Annotated in this window: 18 protein-coding genes; 11 read left to right on the top strand and 7 right to left on the bottom strand. The window is 75.6% G+C overall.

What is annotated here, in order from left to right:
- Positions 1-710 (bottom strand): DUF427 domain-containing protein (locus ACI79E_RS20750; protein WP_456934470.1); only part of this gene is annotated, 710 nt, incomplete at its 3' end.
- 50 nt (positions 711-760) lie between these two features.
- Here ACI79E_RS20750 and ACI79E_RS20745 point away from each other — a divergent pair.
- From ACI79E_RS20745 to ACI79E_RS20735, 3 genes are all read left to right on the top strand, one after another.
- Positions 761-1,303 (top strand): cysteine hydrolase family protein, encoded by a 543-nt coding sequence (locus ACI79E_RS20745; protein WP_456934469.1) that lies wholly within the window; start codon positions 761-763, stop codon positions 1,301-1,303.
- Positions 1,300-2,826, top strand: coding sequence for a mycofactocin biosynthesis glycosyltransferase MftF (mftF, locus tag ACI79E_RS20740; protein WP_456934468.1), 1,527 nt, complete (start codon positions 1,300-1,302; stop codon positions 2,824-2,826). Before ACI79E_RS20745 ends, mftF begins: the two co-directional genes overlap by 4 nt.
- A gap of 157 nt (positions 2,827-2,983) precedes the next feature.
- A complete protein-coding gene (locus ACI79E_RS20735) occupies positions 2,984-4,309 on the top strand; it encodes a GAF domain-containing protein (RefSeq protein ID WP_456934467.1) in 1,326 nt (441 codons plus the stop codon).
- Between the two features lie 38 nt (positions 4,310-4,347).
- On the opposite strand, the gene ACI79E_RS20730 is transcribed toward ACI79E_RS20735, so the two are convergent.
- Positions 4,348-5,340: an iron-siderophore ABC transporter substrate-binding protein gene (locus tag ACI79E_RS20730; protein ID WP_456934466.1), complete on the bottom strand. Its 993-nt coding sequence runs from the start codon at positions 5,338-5,340 to the stop codon at positions 4,348-4,350.
- A gap of 301 nt (positions 5,341-5,641) precedes the next feature.
- Here ACI79E_RS20730 and ACI79E_RS20725 point away from each other — a divergent pair, with 301 nt between their 5' ends.
- From ACI79E_RS20725 to ACI79E_RS20710, 4 genes are all read left to right on the top strand, one after another.
- Positions 5,642-6,187: a (2Fe-2S)-binding protein gene (locus ACI79E_RS20725; RefSeq protein ID WP_456934465.1), complete on the top strand. Its 546-nt coding sequence runs from the start codon at positions 5,642-5,644 to the stop codon at positions 6,185-6,187.
- Positions 6,184-8,676 carry a xanthine dehydrogenase family protein molybdopterin-binding subunit gene (locus ACI79E_RS20720; RefSeq protein WP_456934464.1) on the top strand — a complete coding sequence of 831 codons (2,493 nt, stop codon included), beginning with the start codon at positions 6,184-6,186 and terminating at the stop codon, positions 8,674-8,676. The genes ACI79E_RS20725 and ACI79E_RS20720 overlap by 4 nt, the downstream gene beginning before the upstream one ends.
- On the top strand, positions 8,673-9,533 hold the full coding sequence (locus ACI79E_RS20715; protein WP_456934463.1) for an FAD binding domain-containing protein: 861 nt from the start codon (positions 8,673-8,675) through the stop codon (positions 9,531-9,533). Before ACI79E_RS20720 ends, ACI79E_RS20715 begins: the two co-directional genes overlap by 4 nt.
- Before the next feature lie 98 nt (positions 9,534-9,631).
- Positions 9,632-10,573 (top strand): SRPBCC family protein, encoded by a 942-nt coding sequence (locus ACI79E_RS20710; RefSeq protein WP_456934462.1) that lies wholly within the window; start codon positions 9,632-9,634, stop codon positions 10,571-10,573.
- A 27-nt stretch (positions 10,574-10,600) separates the two neighbouring features.
- Here ACI79E_RS20710 and ACI79E_RS20705 read toward each other — a convergent pair whose 3' ends face one another.
- From ACI79E_RS20705 to ACI79E_RS20695, 3 genes are read right to left on the bottom strand one after another with little or no spacing between them, the layout of a single operon-like run.
- A complete protein-coding gene (locus tag ACI79E_RS20705) occupies positions 10,601-11,221 on the bottom strand; it encodes an alpha/beta hydrolase family protein (RefSeq protein ID WP_456934461.1) in 621 nt (206 codons plus the stop codon).
- Entirely contained in the window at positions 11,218-11,892 is a 675-nt protein-coding gene (locus ACI79E_RS20700; protein WP_456934460.1) for an HAD-IA family hydrolase, read from the bottom strand. The genes ACI79E_RS20705 and ACI79E_RS20700 overlap by 4 nt, the downstream gene beginning before the upstream one ends.
- Entirely contained in the window at positions 11,889-12,596 is a 708-nt protein-coding gene (locus ACI79E_RS20695; RefSeq protein WP_456934459.1) for a DedA family protein, read from the bottom strand. Before ACI79E_RS20695 ends, ACI79E_RS20700 begins: the two co-directional genes overlap by 4 nt.
- A 63-nt stretch (positions 12,597-12,659) precedes the next feature.
- On the opposite strand from ACI79E_RS20695, the gene ACI79E_RS20690 reads away from it, so the two are divergent.
- A complete protein-coding gene (locus tag ACI79E_RS20690) occupies positions 12,660-13,958 on the top strand; it encodes an amidohydrolase family protein (RefSeq protein WP_456934458.1) in 1,299 nt (432 codons plus the stop codon).
- A 46-nt stretch (positions 13,959-14,004) separates the two neighbouring features.
- Here ACI79E_RS20690 and ACI79E_RS20685 read toward each other — a convergent pair whose 3' ends face one another.
- Entirely contained in the window at positions 14,005-14,412 is a 408-nt protein-coding gene (locus tag ACI79E_RS20685) for a RidA family protein (protein WP_456934457.1), read from the bottom strand.
- Between the two features lie 63 nt (positions 14,413-14,475).
- Here ACI79E_RS20685 and ACI79E_RS20680 point away from each other — a divergent pair, with 63 nt between their 5' ends.
- Positions 14,476-15,102: a TetR/AcrR family transcriptional regulator gene (locus tag ACI79E_RS20680; protein WP_456934456.1), complete on the top strand. Its 627-nt coding sequence runs from the start codon at positions 14,476-14,478 to the stop codon at positions 15,100-15,102.
- Between the two features lie 9 nt (positions 15,103-15,111).
- Here ACI79E_RS20680 and ACI79E_RS20675 read toward each other — a convergent pair whose 3' ends face one another.
- Positions 15,112-15,927, bottom strand: coding sequence for an MBL fold metallo-hydrolase (locus ACI79E_RS20675; RefSeq protein ID WP_456934455.1), 816 nt, complete (start codon positions 15,925-15,927; stop codon positions 15,112-15,114).
- 152 nt (positions 15,928-16,079) lie between these two features.
- Between ACI79E_RS20675 and ACI79E_RS20670 the strand changes: the two genes are divergently transcribed.
- Together ACI79E_RS20670 and ACI79E_RS20665 are read left to right on the top strand one after the other, a co-directional pair.
- Positions 16,080-17,594, top strand: a complete 1,515-nt coding sequence (locus ACI79E_RS20670) for a TldD/PmbA family protein (protein ID WP_456934454.1) — start codon at positions 16,080-16,082, stop codon at positions 17,592-17,594.
- On the top strand, positions 17,591-18,979 hold the full coding sequence (locus tag ACI79E_RS20665) for a metallopeptidase TldD-related protein (RefSeq protein WP_456934453.1): 1,389 nt from the start codon (positions 17,591-17,593) through the stop codon (positions 18,977-18,979). The genes ACI79E_RS20670 and ACI79E_RS20665 overlap by 4 nt, the downstream gene beginning before the upstream one ends.
- The last annotated feature ends 64 nt before the right edge of the window (positions 18,980-19,043 follow it).

Below are 19,043 nucleotides of genomic sequence, written 5' to 3'. Positions count from 1 at the left end.
TCCTGCCCAGCGGCGGCGCCCGGGGCCGGGGCGCGCGGGGGGCGGGCGCGGGCCGCCCCCCCGCCCCCCCCCCCCCGCCCCCCCCCCCCCCCCCCCCCCCCCTCGACCGACCAGTACCCGCTGGTGCGGCCCTTGTACGGGCAGGCGGTCTGCGTGTCGCTGGGGACGAGGGCGGAGAAGTCCACGGCCGAGCGCGGGAAGTAGGTCCGCGGCGGGAGCCCCGTCTCGAACACCACCACCGGCGAGGCGGACTCGGCCAGCACCCGGCCGCCGAGCTCGACGCGCACGTGCCGCGTGGAGCGCAGCGCATCGACCCGCGCGTAGGGGTTGCGCGGGTGGACGAAGACCTCCTCGTCCTCCTCGAACCAGGCGTCCAGCGCCGACCACTCGAACCGGACGGTGTCGCGTAGCGGCCCCGGCGCGTCGGCGCCGTACACCCACGCCGCGCCCGGACGGCGCACGTCCCCGGCCACGAGCGCCGCGCGGCGGGCGGTGCCGCGGCTGGTCGCCTCCGCCGTCCCCTCGTCGTCCAGCAGCGTGGTGTCGACGTCGGCCAGCGGCACGTAGTACTGCGGATAGGGCGGCCACTCCCAGACGTAGCGGGCCGCGAGCGTGTCCAGGACGGGACGACCGGCGAGGAACGCGCGCACCCGCCGCGGAGCGGGCTCGACGTGGTCGACCGGGACGAGGGACTGCGGGTAGTCGGGCACGGGACCTCCTCCGGCGGGGCGCTGCCCGGGCGGTCGTTAGTGTTCCGAGCATGGCAGTGCCCGAGGGTTGGCTGGTCGTCGTCGACTACCAGGAGGTCTTCCGCGACACCTCCTCGCCGTGGACGACCCCGAGGTTCGACGAGATCCGCCCGCGCATCCGCTCGCTGGTGGAGGCCTTCGGCGACCGCGTCGTCTTCACCCGGTTCGTCGTCCCGGAGGAGCCGACCGGCGCGTGGGTCGACTACTACAAGGAGTACGCCTACTTCACCGAGCCGCACGCCATCCCGCTGTTCCAGCTGTCCGAGGACCCCGGCGACCGGCCCGTCGTCGACGCCCCCACCTTCGGCAAGTGGGTGCCCGCGGTGGCCGAGCTCGTGGGGGAGGGGCCGATCACCGTCGCCGGCGTCGCCACCGACTGCTGCGTGCTGTCCACCGTGCTCCCCGCGGCCGACGCCGGGGTGACGGTGCGGGTGGTCTCCGACGCGTGCGCCGGCGCCGACGACGAGGCGCACGACGACACCATGCGGATCCTCGGCTGCTACGCGCCCCTGGTCGAGGTGACCACGACCGCGGAGGTCCTCGCGGAGGGATGACGCCCGCCCCCGCGGTCCCGGCGCCCCCCGCCGCCCGGCTCCCCGACGGCTTCGCCGTCCGGCTGGACCCGCGGACCCGGCGCAGGGACGGCGGGACGGCGCTGCTCGGCGGCTCCCCGCTGCGCCTGCTCCGGCTGCTGCCGAGGGCCCGGGACCTGCTCCGCGGCGACCGGCTCGTGGTCCGGGACGCCCCGACCGCCACGCTCGCCGCCCGGCTGCTCGACGGCGGCCTGGCGCACCCCGACCTCGCCGGCACCGCGGCGGCCGACCTCACCGTCGTCGTCCCGGTCAAGGACCGCACCGCCGCCGTCGACCGGCTGCTGACCGCGCTGCGCGCCGACCCGGCCACCGCGGCCGCGCCGGTCCTCGTGGTGGACGACGGCTCCGCCGACCCCGCGGCCCTCGCGCGGGTCGCGACCGGCCACGGCGCCCGGGTGCTGCGGCACGGGACCAGCCGCGGCCCGGCCGCCGCCCGCAACGCCGGGCTGGCCGCGGCCACGACCGACCTGGTCGCGTTCCTCGACTCCGACTGCGTGCCCCGGCCGGGGTGGGCCCCGGTCCTCGCCCGGCACGCGGCCGACCCCCGCCTGGCGCTGGTCGCGCCGCGCATCACCGCCCTCCCGTCCCCCGAACGGCCGAAGTGGCCACAACGGCCGCCCGGAAGAGGGCCGTTGTGGCCACTTCGGCCGGGATCGGGGTGGGTGGACCGCTACGAGGCGGCGGTCAGCGCCCTCGACATGGGGCCGCACCCCGCGCCGGTGGCTGCCGGGACGGCGGTGTCGTACGTGCCCAGCGCCGCGCTGCTGGCCCGCCGCTCGGCGCTCGGGGCGGGCTTCGACGAGTCGATGCGGGTGGCCGAGGACGTCGACCTGGTCTGGCGGCTGGCCGCGGCCGGCTGGCGGGTGCGCTACGAGCCGGCGGCCGAGGTCGCGCACGAGCACCCCTCGGCGACCGGGGAGTGGCTGCGCCGGCGGGCCTTCTACGGCACCGGCGCCGCCCTGCTGGCCGCCCGGCACGGCGCCGCGGTGGCCCCCGTCGTCGTCTCGCCGTCGTCGGCGCTGGCCTGGGGGCTGCTCCTGACCGGCCGACCGCCCGCGGTCGCCGTCGCGGGCGGGTCGCTGGCCGTCACCGCCGTGCGCCTGGCCCGGCGGCTGGCCCGGCCGGGGGAGCGGCCACCCCTCGGGCTGGCGTGCGCCCTGGTGCTGCGCGGCAGTGCGGCGGCCGGGCGCACCCTGGCCCGCAGCGCCACCCGCCACCACTGGCCCCTGTCGCTGGCCGCGGCGGCGGTGTCCCGGCGGGCTCGGCGCACGGTGCTCGCGGCCGCCGTCGCCGACGCCGTCCTCGCGTGGTGGCCGCACCGGCGCGCGGTGGGGCCGGTCCGCTTCGCCGCGGCGCGCCGGCTGGAGGACCTCGCCTACGGGGTCGGGCTGTGGACCGGCGCCGTCCGTGCCCGCGACGTCCGCGCCCTGCTGCCCGCCGCCCCGCCGCCGATGGCCCCCGTCCGCCGCCCTCCCGCACGGTGAGCCGTCCGCTCTCCCGCCCCGTCCCCCCTCCCGACCAGCGCAGAGGGCGGAGCACGCATGATCAGGGGCCTGGTCGTCGAGGGAGGGGCTGCCTGGTGGAAAGCGCGGCGAGGGGCGACGATGGGCGAGCGATGAGCCCGAGCCCCCGGACGACACCGTGACCACGGTCAACCCGTGGCTCGCGCTGCCCGGAGGGCACCCCGACCCCGCCCACACCCGCCGGCTCCGCGCCGCCCACGAGGCCCTGGTCTCCCGCGGTGGTGCACCGGCCGGCGGCTCCGTGCGCGCCGTCGTCTGGGACTCCTGGCGCCGCTGCCTGGGCGTCGGCGTCGACCCCGACGGCAGTGCGCCCCCGGTCGACCTGCTCGACGACGACCTGCTGGCCTACCGCGCCGCGCACCCGCTGGCCCCGGTGCTGCCGGTGATCCGCCGGCTGCTGGTCGAGGACGCCGAGGCCGACCAGATGATCGTCGCGGTGACCGACGCCGCCGGCCGGATGCTGTGGGTGGAGGGCGACCGGCGGCTGCGCTCCCGCGCCGAGGCCCTGAACTTCGTGGAGGGCGCCCGCTGGTCGGAGGAGGTCGCGGGCACCAACGCCCCCGGCACCGCGCTGGCCCTCGACCACGCCGTCCAGATCTACGGCAGCGAGCACTACCGCCGTCCGGTGCAGAACTGGAGCTGCTCGGCCGCGCCCGTGCACGACCCGGTGACCGGCGTCCTGCTCGGCGCCATCGACGTCACCGGCGGCGACCACGTGGCCAGCCCGCACGTGCTCACGCTGGTCCGGGCCACCGTCGCCGCGGTCGAGTCGGAGCTGCGGTGGCTGCACCGCGAGCCGGACGCCCGGCGCCCCGCCCCGTCGGCGCCCCGGCCGGTCACCCCGCGGCTGGACGTCCTCGGCCGGGAGCGCGCCCGCCTCCGGCTGCCCACCGGCACCGTCGAGCTGTCGCTGCGCCACTCCGAGCTCCTGCTGCTGCTCGCCGAGGCCGCCGTCACCGGCCGCGGGCGCACCGCCGAGCAGCTGGCCGCCGAGTGCCACGGCGGGGACGCCGCCCCGGTGACCGTGCGCGCCGAGCTGTCCCGCCTGCGCCGGCTGGTCGGCACCGACCTCGTTGGCTCCCGCCCGTACCGGCTGCTCGCGCCTCTGGAGACCGACCTGGACCAGGTCCGGCGGCTGCTGGGCCGCGGCGCGGTCGGTGCCGCGCTGGAGCGCTACGCCGGCGCCGTGCTGCCCCGCTCCACCGCGCCCGGTGTCGTGACCGCCCGCGAGCGGGTCGCCGCGCTCCTGCGGCAGGCGGTCCTCACCAGCCGCCGCCCGGAGCTGCTGCTGCGCTACAGCCGGCTGGCCGAGGCGCAGGACGACGTCGCGGTGTGGCAGACCTGCCTGGAGTGGCTGCCGCCGGGTGCGCCGCACCGGCCCGCGGTGGCCGCGCACCTGCACCGCCTCCGCCGGACGCCCCGCGCGCCGCTGCGCCTGCACTGAGGCACCCGCGGGGCCGGCGCGCCGCACCGGCCCCGCCCTCAGAGGGTCTCGGCGAACAGCGGGACGGCGTTGTCCAGGGCGTACTGGATGCCGAGCGGGGTGCCGCTGGAGAAGGCGCTGACCAGGTCCTGGTCCTCGAGGACGAGGGCGTGGCCCTGCTGGACCGACGGCAGCGTGCCCCACACCGGGTTCGAGGTGATCGCGCTGGCCTCCACGAAGATCGGGAAGACGACGGTCAGCGGCGCGTCGAGCAGCGACACCTGCTCGTCGCTGACCGACACGAAGAAGTTGGTGCCCGACAGCTCCTGGATGGCCGGCTTGTTGACGAAGCCGAGCTGTTCCATGAAGTCCACCCGCGAGTCGCCGCGGACGTAGGCGCCGAAGCCCTCGGAGGTGTAGGCGGCCACGGCGACCTCGGTGCCGTCGAACTCCGGGTGCGCGGCGGCGGCGTCGGCGAACTGCTGCTCGACGTCGTCCTCGAGCTGCGTCGCCTCGTCCTCCTTGCCCAGGGCCTGGCCGACCAGCTCCAGCTGCTGCTGCCACGTGGTCTGGTACGGGCCGGCCCCCTCGGGCTGGCTGATCGTCGGGGCGATCTGGCTGAGCAGGTCGTGGCGCTCCTGCGTGGCGGCCGAGCGGGTGTCGAGGATGAGGTCGGGCTCCAGCGCGGCGATCGCCTCCAGGCTGGGCTCCAGGGTGTCGATCAGCTCCGGGGCCTCGTCGTAGCGCCCCTCCGCCCACGGGCCCACGCCCTCGCCGCCGAAGCCCAGCCAGTCGCTGGCCCCCACCGGCTGGACGCCCAGGGCCAGCGCCGTCTCGGCGTCCGACCAGCCCAGCGCCACGACGCGGGTCGGCTCCTCCTCGACGGTGACGTCGCCGAAGGCGGTGGCGACGGTCACCGGGAAGGCGCCGGAGGCCGCCCCGGAGGAGGCCGCGGCGCCGTCCCCGTCCTCGGCCGGGTCGGAGCCGCAGCTGGTGGCCAGGAGGGCGACGGCGAGCAGCGCGGCGCCACGCACGACGGGACGGGAACGCATCTGGACTCCTCGGTGCGCACAGAAGGGAAGGCTCACCTAACACCCGCCGCGTCACACAGCGGTCACGGGGGTGCGTCGCGGCCGCCCTGCAACGGCCCTGCAACGTTCCCGCGCGGCGCGGCTCGGGACGACGCGCCTGTGCTGGATCCGCAGATGCGGGTGTCGGAGCCGATCACCTCCGCTGGAGCGGAAGTGAGTGCATCCACCGCGCAGGTAAGCGTGGCCTAAGTCACTGTCGCGTTGCCAGACTCCGGCTCCAGGTGGCTCTGCCACACGACCCCTGCAACGAAGCGGAGGATCCGTGACACAGATCAACGTGCGCGTCGACGGGGTGTCCTACACCGACGACGTCGAACCGCGCACCCTGCTCGTCCACCACCTGCGCGAACGGCTCGGCAAGGTGGGCACCGTCGTCGGCTGCGACACCAGCAACTGCGGTGCCTGCACCGTCCACCTCGACGGCGCGGCGGTGAAGTCCTGCACCGTGTTCGCCGTCCAGGCCGACGGCAGCGAGGTCACCACGATCGAGGGGCTGGCCCAGGACGGCGAGCTGCACCCGGTGCAGAAGGCCTTCCACGAGATGCACGGCCTGCAGTGCGGGTTCTGCACCCCGGGGATGATCATGGCCTCGGTCGACCTGCTCAAGGAGAACCCGGACCCCAGCGAGACCGAGGTCCGCGAGGGCATCGAGGGCAACCTCTGCCGCTGCACCGGCTACCAGAACATCGTCCGTGCGGTGCGGCACGCCGCCGCCGAGATGCGCGGCAGCAGCACCGACGAGCAGCCGTCCGCCCGCCCGGCAGCCGTGGACACGGCCGCCGCCGACCACGTGGTGGTGCAGGCATGACCGTCACCGAGGACGCCGCCGACCTGGCCCCCGCCAAGGAGGTCGGCAAGGCCCGCCGGCGCAAGGAGGACGCCCGGCTCATCACCGGCCGGACCACGTGGACCGACAACATGGTCCTGCCCGGGATGCTGCACGTCGCCGTCGTCCGCAGCCCCGTCGCCCACGCCAAGATCACCAACGTCGACGTCTCGGCCGCCAAGCAGGCCCCTGGTGTCGTCACCGTCCTCACCGGCCGGGACCTCGCCGACGAGCAGGGCTCGATCCCGTGCGCGTGGCCGGTCACCCCGGACATGGTGAACCCCGGCCACCCCTCCGTCGCCGTGGAGGAGGTCAACCACGTCGGGGAGGCCGTCGCCGTCATCGTGGCCCGCAGCCGGGCCGAGGCGGCCGACGCCCTGGAGCTCGTCGACGTCGACTACGACCTGCTGCCCCCGGTGCTGGACATGGAGGAGGCGGTCAAGGGCGACGCGGACCTCTGCCACGACCACATCGAGTCCAACACCGCCTACCACTTCGTCTTCGACGCGGGCGAGGCCGGCACCGGCGCCGACACCGAGCAGGCCTTCGCCGACGCCGACGTCGTGGTCAGCCGCCGCTTCGTCAACCAGCGGCTGATCCCGGCGTTCATGGAGCCCCGCTCGGTCGTCGTCCAGCCGCAGGGCGACAACTACACCATGTGGTCGGCCACCCAGATCCCGCACGTGCTGCGGGTGATGCTGGCGATGGTCACCGGCATCCCCGAGCACAAGCTGCGGGTCATCGCCCCCGACGTCGGCGGTGGCTTCGGCGGCAAGCTGCAGGTCAACCCCGAAGAGGTCATCGCCCTCCTGGTGGCCCGGCGGCTCGGCAAGCCGGTCAAGTGGACCGAGACCCGCAGCGAGTCGCTGATGACCGCCCACCACGGCCGCGACCAGATCCAGTACGTCGACATCGCCGCCGACCGCGAGGGCAACGTCAAGGCGCTGCGCGTGCGCCTGCTGGCCGACATGGGCGCCTACCTGCGCCTGATCACCCCCGGTGTGCCGGCCCTGGGGGCGTTCATGTTCCCGGCGATCTACAAGTTCCCGGCCTACCGCTTCGAGTGCGACGGCGTGTTCACCAACAAGGTGCCCACCGACGCCTACCGCGGCGCCGGCCGCCCGGAGGCCACCTTCGCCATCGAGCGGATCATGGACGAGCTCGCCGTCGAGCTCGGCATGGACCCCCTGGAGCTGCGGCGCAGGAACTGGATCCAGGCCCAGGAGTTCCCGTTCACCACGGTCGCGGGCCTGGAGTACGACAGCGGCGACTACGACGCCGCCACCCAGCAGGCCCTGGAGCTCATCGGCTACGACGAGCTGCGCGAGGAGCAGCGCCGCCGCCGCGAGTCGAACGACCCGGTGCAGCTGGGCATCGGGTTCTCCACGTTCACCGAGATGTGCGGCCTGGCGCCCTCCCGCGTGCTTGGCTCGCTGTCCTACGGGGCGGGCGGCTGGGAGTCGGCGTCCATCCGGATGCTGCCCACCGGCAAGGTCGAGGTCGTCACCGGCTCGACGCCGCACGGGCAGGGCCACGAGACGGCGTGGAGCCAGCTGGTCGCCGACCAGCTCGGCGTCCCCTTCGAGGACGTCGAGGTGCTGCACGGCGACACCGCGGTGGCCCCCAAGGGCATGGACACCTACGGCTCCCGGTCCCTGGTCGTCGGCGGGACGGCGGTGGTCAAGGCCGCGGAGAAGGTGGTCGCGAAGGCCCGCAAGGTCGCCGCGCACCTGCTGGAGGCCAGCGAGGACGACCTCGAGTTCGCCGACGGGAAGTTCTCCGTGCGCGGCACGCCCGGCACGAGCATGGGCATCCAGGAGATCGCCCTGGCCGTGTTCGCCGCGCACGACTACCCGGAGGACGTCGAGCCGTCGATCGACGCCGACGCCACCTACGACCCGGTGAACTTCTCCTTCCCCCACGGCACGCACATCTGCGCCATGGAGGTCGACACCGAGACCGGGATGGTGAAGATCCGCAAGTACGCCTCGGTGGACGACGTCGGCACGATCGTCAACCCGCTCATCGTCGAGGGGCAGATCCACGGCGGCCTGGCGCAGGGCATCGCCCAGGCGCTGTACGAGGAGGCCGTCTACGACGCCGACGGCAACCTCACCACCGGCACGTTCGTCGACTACCTCGTGCCGTCCGCGGCCGACCTGCCGCACTTCGACACCGGCAACACGGTGCACGCGGCCCCGGGCAACCCGATCGGGGCCAAGGGCGTCGGCGAGGCCGGCTGCATCGCCAGCACGCCGGCGGTGGTCAACGCCGCCCTCGACGCCCTCCGGCACCTGGGCGTGAGCGACATCCGCATGCCGCTGACCCCGGAACGGGTGTGGCGGGCCATCCACCAGGGCGGGGACGGCGGCGACCGCGCCACGGCCGGCACCAACGCCTACGGCGGGGCCCAGACCGAGACCACGGCCGGCGTCTCCACTCCCCAGTCCTCGCTCGGAGGTGACCGGTGATCCCCGCTCCTTTCGCCTACGCCCGGCCGACGACGGTCGACGAGGCCCTGCAGGCCATCGCCGACGGCGGCGAGGACGTGAAGATCCTCGCCGGCGGCCAGTCGCTGATCCCGGTCATGCGGCTGCGCCTGGCCGCGCCCGAGACCGTCGTCGACCTGTCCCGGGTGAGCGAGCTGCGCGGCGTCCGGGACGACGGCGACGCGATCGTCATCGGGGCCATGACCACGCACCACGACGTGCTGGTCGACCCTCTGATCGCGCAGCACGCCCCGCTGATCGCCGAGGCGACCGAGACCGTCGCCGACCGGCAGGTGCGGGCGCGGGGCACCTTCGGCGGCGCCCTCGTGCACGCCGACCCGGCCGGTGACCTGCCGGCGGTGGCGCTCGCACTGGACGCCGAGTTCGTGATCGCCGGTCCCGGCGGCGCGCGGCGCACCGTGCCCGCGGCGGACTTCTTCGTCGACTACCTCACCACCGCGCTGGAGGAGGGGGAGCTGCTCGTCGAGATCCGCGTCCCCAAGCTGGCCGGGCAGTGGGGCATGCACTACGAGAAGTTCAACCGGGTGGCCCAGGCCTGGTCGATCGTCGCGGTGGCCGCCGCGGTCCGCCGCGAGGACGGGCGCATCGCGGAGGCCCGGATCGGGCTGACCAACATGGGCCCGACGCCGGTGCGCGCACGGGCGGCCGAGGCCGCCCTCGCCGGGGCGGCGGCCAGCGCGGACGCCATCGCGGCGGCGGCGCAGGCGGTCACGGAGGGCACCAGCCCCAGCAGCGACCTCAACGCCCAGGCCGACTACCGCCAGCACCTGGCGCAGGTGCTGACTCGCCGTGCGGTGGCTGCCGCCGCCGGGTTGTAGCGTCGGTCACCCGCCCCCGGCACCGCCCAGCCCACCTCGGCCGGCCCGCCCCCTCGGGGGCGGACCGGCCGAGCCACGTAGCCCCAGGAGGTCGCACCGTGCAGTTGGAGAACTCGTTCACCGTCCCCGTGCCCATCGACGAGGCCTGGCGGGTGCTGCTGGACATCGAGCGGATCGCGCCGTGCATGCCCGGCGCCGCGCTCGACTCGGTCACCGGCGACGACTTCACCGGCCGGGTGAAGGTCAAGCTCGGCCCGATCAACCTCACCTACCAGGGCAAGGCGTCCTTCATCGAGAAGGACGAGGCCGCGCACAAGGCGGTCATCGACGGCCGCGGCAAGGACCAGCGCGGCAACGGCACCGCGTCGGCGCTCATCACCGCCCAGTTGAGGTCCGAGGGCGACACCACGCGGGTCGACGTCCTCACCGACCTCAACATCACCGGCCGGCCCGCCCAGTTCGGCCGCGGTGTGATGACCGACGTCGGCAACAAGCTGCTCGGCCAGTTCGCCGACAAGCTCGCTGCCCAGCTGGGGGCCGGCGACCAGCAGGCCGCCGCGCAGCCGGCCGCCGCGACCCCGCCCCCGGCCGGTGCGGCGGCGACGGCCGCCGGCGTGGCCGAGGAGGTCGCCGCCTCCGCCGAGCAGGTGCCCGGCGACGGGGCCGCGGCCACCGCGACGCGCAAGGCCGCCTCGGCGGCCCGGGAGAGCGCCGCGGCTGCGGCGGACAAGGCCGCCGGGGAGACCACGTCGGTCTCCACCCCGGCCGGCCCGTCCGCGACCGAGGCCTCCACCCCGGCGGTGCCGGCCACCGCCGCTCCCGGCGCGGCGGCTCCGACGACGGCGGCGACCACCCCGGCCGGCCCCGCGGCCACGCCGGCCAGCACCCCGGCCCGGGCGCCGCAGGCCGAGCCGGAGCCGATCGACCTGCTCGAGGTCGCCGGCGGTGCCGCGATGGCCCGCTTCGCGACGCCGCTGGCCGGCGCTGCCGCGGTGCTGCTGGTGGTCGCGCTCCTCGTGCGCCGGCGCCGCCGCCGCTGAGCCCGTCGGGCGGGGTCGCCGGCCAGGTCAGCCGGCGACCCCGCCCAGACCGTCCACGGCCGCGGCGGCGACGACGTCCGGGGCGGTCCGCAGTGCGTGGTCGCCGGGGACGCCGTAGACCGACGCGCCGGGTCGGCCCGACAGGACGGCGGCGACGTCCTCGGGGCGACCGAACGCGTCCCGCTCGCCCTGCACCACCACCAGGGGCACGTCGACCGCGGTGAGCTCCCCCGCCCGGCTCTTCTCCGGCTTCCCCGGCGGGTGCAGGGGGAACGCCAGGCAGAGCACCGCCGCGGCGTCCTGCGCCGCCGCCGTCCGGCAGGCCACCCGCGCCCCGGCGCTGCGCCCACCCAGCACGAGGGGCCCGCCGAGGCGGCCCTCGTCCCGCAGCGCGTCGAGGACGGCGGTCCAGGCGAGGTCCAGCCGCGCAGGAGCCGGCGCGATCCGCTTCCCCGCGACCCGCCAGGGCTGCTCCACGCGCAGCACCCGCCAGCCGGCCGCCGCGGCGGCGGTGGTGACGGCCAGCAGGTCGGCGGACCCGATGCCCCCGCCGGCCCCGTGGCCGAGCACGAGGGTGCCGACGGTGCCGTCGGCGGGTTCGGTGGTGGTGACCCGGGCCGGGCCGAGCGGGGTGGACAGGTCGGTCATGCGGGCAGGGCCAGCAGCGCGTCCACGGCGCCGGCGACGTCCGCGGTGACGAGCGCGGCCGGGTCGTACACGCCGGGGTAGGCCCGCTCGGTGCGCGGGAACCAGGCGGCGGACAGACCGGCCCGCAGCGCCCCGTGCACGTCCCACGCGTGGGCGGCGACCAGCGCCATCCGCTCGGGGGCCACGTCGCAGACGCCGGCCGCCCACAGGTACACCTCGCGGGCAGGCTTCCAGGCGCGGATGACCTCGCTGGACAGCGAGCGCTCCACCAGCGGGGCCACCCCGCCGCGCTCCAGCCCGGCCTCGGCGACCCCGGGCGAGCCGTGGGTGAGGGTCACCACCCGGACCCCGGCGGCGGTGAGCCGGCGCAGCGCGGGCTCGACGTCGGGGTGCGGGGCGAGCTCGAGGAACGCCCCGGCCACCCGGTCGCGGTCGCCGTCGGAGAGGTCACTGACCTGGGCCAGAGCGGCGTCGAAGGCGTCCCGGAAGCGGCACCAGGTGCCGGCGGTCGCGGTGGCGAACCCGGTGAGCAGGGTCCGGGCGAACACGGTGCCGAGCAGGTCGGCGGGCTGCCCGAGCTCCACCAGGGTGGCCCGGACGGGGGCGAGGTCGAGCAGCGTCTCGTTGACGTCGAACGCGACGACCTCGGGACGGCGCAGCGGGGCGCTCACGCCTGGCGCCGGTCGGCGTCGTCGGCCGCGGCGTCCGTCGTCGCCCGGTCGGCGGTGGTCGTGGTGCGGGCGCGCCGGTGCCGGCGGACGTCCTTGGCCCGCTTGTAGACCAGCCACGCCAGCCCGAGGACGACGACGGCGACCACGGCGTAGTCCAGGTACTTGAGGTTGTCCCGGACGAAGTCGCCGGCCGCCACGCCCAGCCCGATCAGCAGGCTGTTCCAGATCAGGCTGCCGCCGGCGGTGAACAGCAGGAACTGGCCGATCGGCATCCGCACCACACCGGCCGGCACCGAGATGAAGCTGCGCACGATCGGCACCATCCGGCCGAAGAACACCGCCGACCGGCCGTGCCGCTCGAACCAGGCGAAGGTCTTGTCGACGTCGGCGGTCTCCACCAGCGGGAGGCGGTCGAGGAACGCGTGCGAGCGGCGTGGCCCCAGGCCCCGGCCGACGTAGTAGAAGAAGACCGCCCCCAGGACCGACCCGAGCGTGGCGCACAGGACGACCGGGACGATCGACATCCGCCCCTCGTTGATCAGCACGCCGGCCGCGCCGAGCACGGCCTCGCTGGGGATCGGCGGGATGACCGTCTCGGCGAGGATCGACAGCCCCACGCCCACCGGTCCCAGCTTCTCCACCAGGTCGAGCAGGAAGCCGGTGATCCCGCCCTCGTCGGAGGCGGCGGCGGCGAGGAACGACATGGCCTCCACGGTAACGGCGCGGTCACGGGGTGGCCGGGGGCGGCAGGGGTAGCTTCGCCACTCATGCGCCAGCGCTTCACCGCCCGGGCCGTCGTCGTGGGGGACCGGGCCGGCACGGTGGTCCCCGACGCGGTGGTCGACGTCGAGGACGGCTCCATCACCTGGGTCGGCGCGGCGGCCGACGCCCCGCCGGCCGGGGACGCCGAGGCGGTTCCGCTGCCGGGGGTCCTGGTGCCGGGGCTGGTCAACAGCCACTCGCACGCGCCGATGGTGCTGTTCCGCGGGCAGGCCGAGGGGCTGCCCCTGGAGCGCTGGCTGCGCGAGGTGATCTGGCCGCGGGAGGCGCGGCTCACGCCCGAGGACGTCGAGGTCGCCATGACCGCGGCCTCGGCGGAGATGCTGCGGGGCGGCGTCACCACGAGCGTGGAGATGTACTTCTCGCCCGAGCGGATCGCCGCCGCGGTGCGCCGGACCGGCGCGCGGGCGGTCGTGGCCACGCCGCTGGTCCCGCTGCCCGGGATGCCGCCGCTGGCCGAGCAGCTGGCCGACGCGGTGGCCCTCGCCGCCGGTGCCGAGCGGGACGGCGTCGTCGAGTACGGCATCGGGCCGCACGCGGCCTACACGATCCCCCTGCCGGTGCTGCGCGACGCCGCGGCCGCCGCCCGCGAGCACGGCCTGCTCCTGCACCTGCACGTGGCCGAGACCGTCGTGGAGGACGCCGGCCTGCTGGCCACCCACGGGCTGTCGACGCCGGCCCTGCTGGCCGCCCACGACGTCCTCGGCGGCCGGGTGCTCGCTGCCCACTGCGTGCACCTCGACGACGGCGACCTGGAGCTGTGGCGCGAGTACGACGTCGCCGTCGCGCACTGCCCGGCCAGCAACGCGAAGCTGGCCAGCGGCATCGCGCCGGTGCGGGCGATGCTCGACCGCGGGATCCGGGTCGGGCTGGGCACCGACGGTCCGGCGTCCAACGACGGGCTGGACCTGCTGGCCGACGTCCGGCTGGCCGCGCAGCTGGCCCGCCTGGCGACCGGCTCGGCGACCGCGCTGACCGCCGCCGAGGCGTTCTGGCTGGCCACCGGCGCCGCTGCCGACGCGATCGGGCGGCCCGACCTCGGCCAGCTCACCGTCGGGCGGCGGGCCGACCTGGTGCACGTCGACACCCGCGACCTGCTGTTCGAGCCGGTCGGCGACGTCGAGGACCTGCTCACCCACCTGGTGTGGTCCGGCGCCTCGCGGCTGGTCCGCGACACCTGGGTGGGCGGCCGCCAGGTGGTGCGCGACGGCGTCTGCACCACGGTGGACGCCGGGGCGCTGCGGGCCGAGGTCGCCGAGCGCGCCGCCCGCCTGGCCCACCGCTGACGGAGGGGGACCGTCCGCGACCCCCGCACCGGACCGGGCGGTGCAGTCAGTCGAGCACGGCGACCGCGTCGACCTCGACCAGCAGGTCCGGCTCCCCGAGGGCGGTCACGCCCAGCAGGGTGACCGGCTTGACGACGTCCACGCCGAGCGCCTCGGCGGCCCGCGCGGCGCCGGCACCGAGGTCGGCCAGCTTCTCCGGCGACCAGTCGACGACGTAGACGGTCAGCTTCGCGATGTCGTCGAAGCTGCCGCCCACCGCGGCCAGCGCGGTCGCGACGTTCCGGTAGGCCTGCTCCACCTGGGCGGCGAGGTCGCCCCCGCCGACCGGTGCCCCGTCGGCGGTGCGGGCCACCTGGCCGGAGAGGTGGACCCACCGTGACCCCGAGGCGACGGCCATCTGGCGGTACATCACCGGTGTGGGCAGCCCCGCGGGGTCGATCAGCTCGATGCTCATCCCGTCCTCCTCCATCGTTCCATGACGGTGTTATGTATAGCGCCGTCATGGGATGATGGGCAAGTGCCCCGGACCGCCTCCCCCGCCCTGCGGGCCCAGCTCATCGAGCGGGCGGCGGAGATGCTGGCCCGTCGCGAGCCGGTGACGCTGCGCGCGCTGGTCGAGGGCACGGGCGCGTCGACGATGGCCGTCTACACGCACTTCGGCGGGATGCCCGGCCTGTGGCGCGCGGTGCGCCAGGAGGGCTTCACGCGGCTCGCCGCCCGGCTCTCGACCGTCCCCACCAGCGACGACCCGGTCCGGGACCTCGCCGCCCTCGGAGCGGCGTACGTGGCCAACGCCCTGGCGGTCCCGGCGCTCTACCGCGCCATGTTCGACGCCGCGGCCGACCTCGAGGACCCCGGCGCCGCGGAGGCGCCGTTCCGGACGCTGGTGGACTGCGCCGCACGCGCCCGGGACGGCGGCCGGTTCGCCGAGGGGCAGGACGCGGAGGCCGTCGCGACGCGCATCTGGGCGGCCGGGCACGGGCTGGCCATGCTGGTGCTCACCGGCGCGCTGCCCGTCGAGGCCCTGGACGCGCACGCCCCGGCGATGGTCACCGCCCTGTGCGTCGCCGCCGGGGACGGGCAGGAACGGGCCGCCCGCTCCGTGCGGGCCGGCTGGTCGGCCGGGCAGCCGACCCCCTCGTGACGCCGACCGCTACGGCCGCAGCGAGATGGTCTCGCCGCGGGTGACGGTGCGCAGCTCCCCGGGGGCGCGCCGGGCGGCCACCTCGCGGACGAAGTCGCCCAGCGGGGACTTGAACCGGTCGTAGTCGTCGAAGTGGACCGGCACGGTGACCGGCGGCTCCAGCAGCTCCACGAGGTCGGCGCCCTGCCGCCCGTCCATCGTGACCGTGACGCCGAGGGCCCTGGTGCCGCCCAGGTGCGGGATGAGCACGTCGAGCGGACCGCAGCGCTGCAGCACCTCGCCCAGCCACGGCCGGAAGATCGTGTCGCCGCTGATGTAGCCCCGCCAGCTCACCTCGCCGCCGCGCACCAGCTCCAGGACGCTGCCCATCACCGGCGGCAGCACCTTGGCCAGCGGCCCGGGCCCGTGGACGCCGGGCACCGAGGTGATCCGCAGGGTCTCGCCGTCCCGGGTCAGCTCGTGCCGCTGCCAGGGCCGCAGGTCGAGGGTGGCCCGGAAACCGCGCCGGCCCAGCGCGGCGGCGGCCGCCGGGGTGGTCACCACCGGGGTGTCCTTGTCCAGGGTGCGGGTGGCGATGCGGTCCCAGTGGTCGGCGTGCAGGTGCGACAGCAGGATCGAGTCCAGGCGGGGCAGCTGCGTGGGCAGCAGGGCGGGCTCGGTGAGCCGCTTGGTCCACAGCCCCTTGCCGAGGTAGGCGCGCTGTCCGCGGTGCAGGAAGTTCGGGTCGGTCAGCAGGGTGAACCCGCCGATCCGCAGCAGCGTGGTGGCGTTCCCGCCGAAGGTCAGGGTGACGTCGCCGGCGGGGGACGGCGGGGTCGAGGTCATGCCGGGCGACTACCCGGGCCCCCCACGGTCGACTCCGCGCTCCTCCCGTCGAGTTCCCGTGATCTCGCACGTGCAGAGCCCCCCGACCGTGCGAGATCGCGCGATCTCGACGGGAGGCGGGGGTCGTCCGCTCCGGCTGGTAGACAGGGCGGGTGGCTGCCTCCCGCGACGTGGACGCGTCCTTCCTCGACCTCCCCCTCGCCGCGCTGACCGACGCGGCGCTCACCCGCGCGCTCGACCTGGGGTGCGAGCACGCCGACCTGCGGGTCGAGCGGATCCGCACCCAGACGATCAGCCTCCGTGACGCCCGCCTGGAGTCGCTGGCCGACGGCGAGGACCTCGGGCTGGCCGTGCGCGTGGTCCACGAGGGCACCTGGGGCTTCGCCGCCGGCGTCGTCCTCACCGCGGCCGAGGCGGTCCGGCTGGCCGAGGAGGCCGTCGCCGTGGCGAAGGTGTCCGCGGCGGTGGCCAGCGACCGCGTGGAGCTCGTCCCCGAGCCGGTGTACCCCGACGCCGTGTACGTCTCCGACTACGACGTCGACCCGTTCACGGTGCCCGACGCGGAGAAGACGGGGCTGCTCACCGAGCTGTCCGAGCGGCTGCTGGCCGCCGACGGCGTGGAGCACGTGCAGACCGGCTGCACGGCGGTGAAGGAACAGAAGTACTACGCCGACACCGCCGGCACCCGCACCCGCCAGCAGCGGGTGCGCATCCACCCCGACCTCACCGCGCTCACCGTCGACCGGACCACCGGGGCCTTCGAGAGCATGCGCACCCTCGCCCCGCCGGTCGGGCGGGGCTGGGAGTACCTGACCGGCACCGGCTGGGACTGGCGCGGCGAGCTGGCCGAGATCCCCGAGCTGCTGCGGGAGAAGACCAAGGCCCCGTCGGTGCAGGCCGGCCGCTACGACCTCGTGGTCGACCCGTCGAACCTCTGGCTGACCATCCACGAGTCGATCGGCCACGCCACCGAGCTGGACCGCGCGCTCGGTTACGAGGCCGCCTACGCCGGCACCTCGTTCGCCACCGTCGACAAGCTGGGCACGCTGCGGTACGGGTCGCCGATCATGCACGTCACCGGCGACCGGACCGCCGCACACGGGCTGGCCACGGTCGGCTGGGACGACGAGGGCGTCGCGGGCCAGAGCTGGGACATCGTGGCCGACGGCGTCCTCGTCGGCTACCAGGTCGACCGCAACATGGCGCGGCTGCGCGGGCTCCCGCGGTCCAACGGCTGCGCCTTCGCCGACTCGTCCCAGCACGTGCCGATCCAGCGGATGGCCAACGTCTCGCTGCAGCCGGCGCCCGACGGGCCCTCCACCGAGGAGGTCATCGCCGGCGTCGAGCGGGGCATCTACGTCGTCGGCGACAAGAGCTGGTCGATCGACATGCAGCGCTACAACTTCCAGTTCACCGGCCAGCGCTTCTACCGGATCGAGAACGGCCGCCTCGCCGGGCAGCTGCGCGACGTGGCCTACCAGGCGACGACGACGGACTTCTGGGGGTCGATGGCCGTCGTCGGCGGGCCGCAGACGCACGTGCTCGGCGGCGCCCTGAACTGCGGCAAGGGCCAGCCCGGTCAGGTCGCCCCGGTCAGCCACGGCTGCCCGGTCGCGCTGTTCGAGAACGTGACCATCCTCAACACGGTGCAGGAGGCCGGCCGATGAGCTCCTCGACCCCGCAGGACGTCGTCGAGAAGGCGCTGGCCGCCTCCACCGCCGACGCGCAGGTCGCCTTCGTGGTGGAGAGCTCGCAGGCCAACCTGCGCTGGGCGGGCAACAGCCTGACCACCAACGGGTCGATGCGCTCCCGGCAGGTCGTCGTCGTCTCCTTCGTCGACGGCGGGGCCGGGATGGCGACCGGCACGGTGGCCCGCACCGGCAACCCGGACGTCGGGGAGCTGGTCGCGGCCAGTGAGCAGGCCGCCCGCGACGCGGGCCCGGCCGAGGACGCCGTGCCGCTGGTGTCGGAGACCCCGCCGGGCGCCGGTGACTGGGACGCCGACCCCGCCGAGACCTCGATCGGCGTGTTCGCCGACTTCGCGCCGGCCCTCGGGCAGGCCTTCGGCGAGGCGCGCGGCCGCGACGAGCTGCTGTTCGGCTACGCGGAGCACGCGATGGCCACCACCTACCTGGGCACGTCGACCGGGCTGCGGCTGCGGCACGACCAGCCCACCGGCCGGGTCGAGCTCAACGGCAAGAGCGCCGACATGAGCCGCTCGGTCTGGGCGGGCACCGGCACCCGGGACTTCGCCGACGTCTCGGTGCCGGCGCTGGCCGCGGAGGTGGAGCGCAAGCTCGGCTGGTCGCGGCGCCGGGTGGAGCTGCCGGCCGGGCGGTACGAGACGCTGCTGCCGCCGTCCGCGGTCAGCGACCTGATGATCTACGCCTACTGGACGATGGAGGCCCGGGACGCCGACGAGGGCCGCAACGTCTACGCGCGCGCCGGCGGCGGCAACCGCGTGGGGGAGCGCCTGGCGGCCCTGCCGCTGACCCTGCGCAGCGACCCGTTCGAGCCGGGCCTGGAGGCGTGCCCGTTCCAGGTGGTCAGCGGGTCCTCGGGGTCGGCGTCGGTCTTCGACAACGGGATGGCCACGCCCGCGGTCGACTGGATCTCCGGCGGCGTCCTCACCAACCTGATCCGGCCGCGGGCGTGGGCGCTGAGGACGACGGCCCCGGCGACGGCCGCCGTCGACAACCTCGTGCTGGAGCTGCCCGGGGCGACCGCCACCCAGGAGGAGATGGTGGCCGCCACCGACCGCGGGCTGCTGCTGACCACGCTGTGGTACATCCGCGAGGTCGACCCGCAGACCCTGCTGCTCACCGGGCTGACCCGCGACGGCGTCTTCCTCGTCGAGGGCGGCGAGGTGACCGGCGCGGTGAACAACTTCCGGTTCAACGAGTCACCGGTCGACCTGCTGGCCCGCATCACCGAGGCCGGGCGCACGGAGCGGACGCTGCCCCGCGAGTGGAACGACTGGTTCACCCGGGCGGCGATGCCGCCGGTGCGGGTGCCGGACTTCAACATGAGCAGCGTGTCGCCCGCCAGCTGACGCCGCCGGGAGCATCGACCGAGCGCGGCGAGGGAGGAGCGGACCGGGGGCGGGAGCGGCGCAG

This window comes from Geodermatophilus sp. SYSU D00079 (assembly GCF_054050635.1).
Note: the sequence above shows the minus strand (reverse complement) of the source record. Positions and strands in the feature narration are given on the sequence as shown.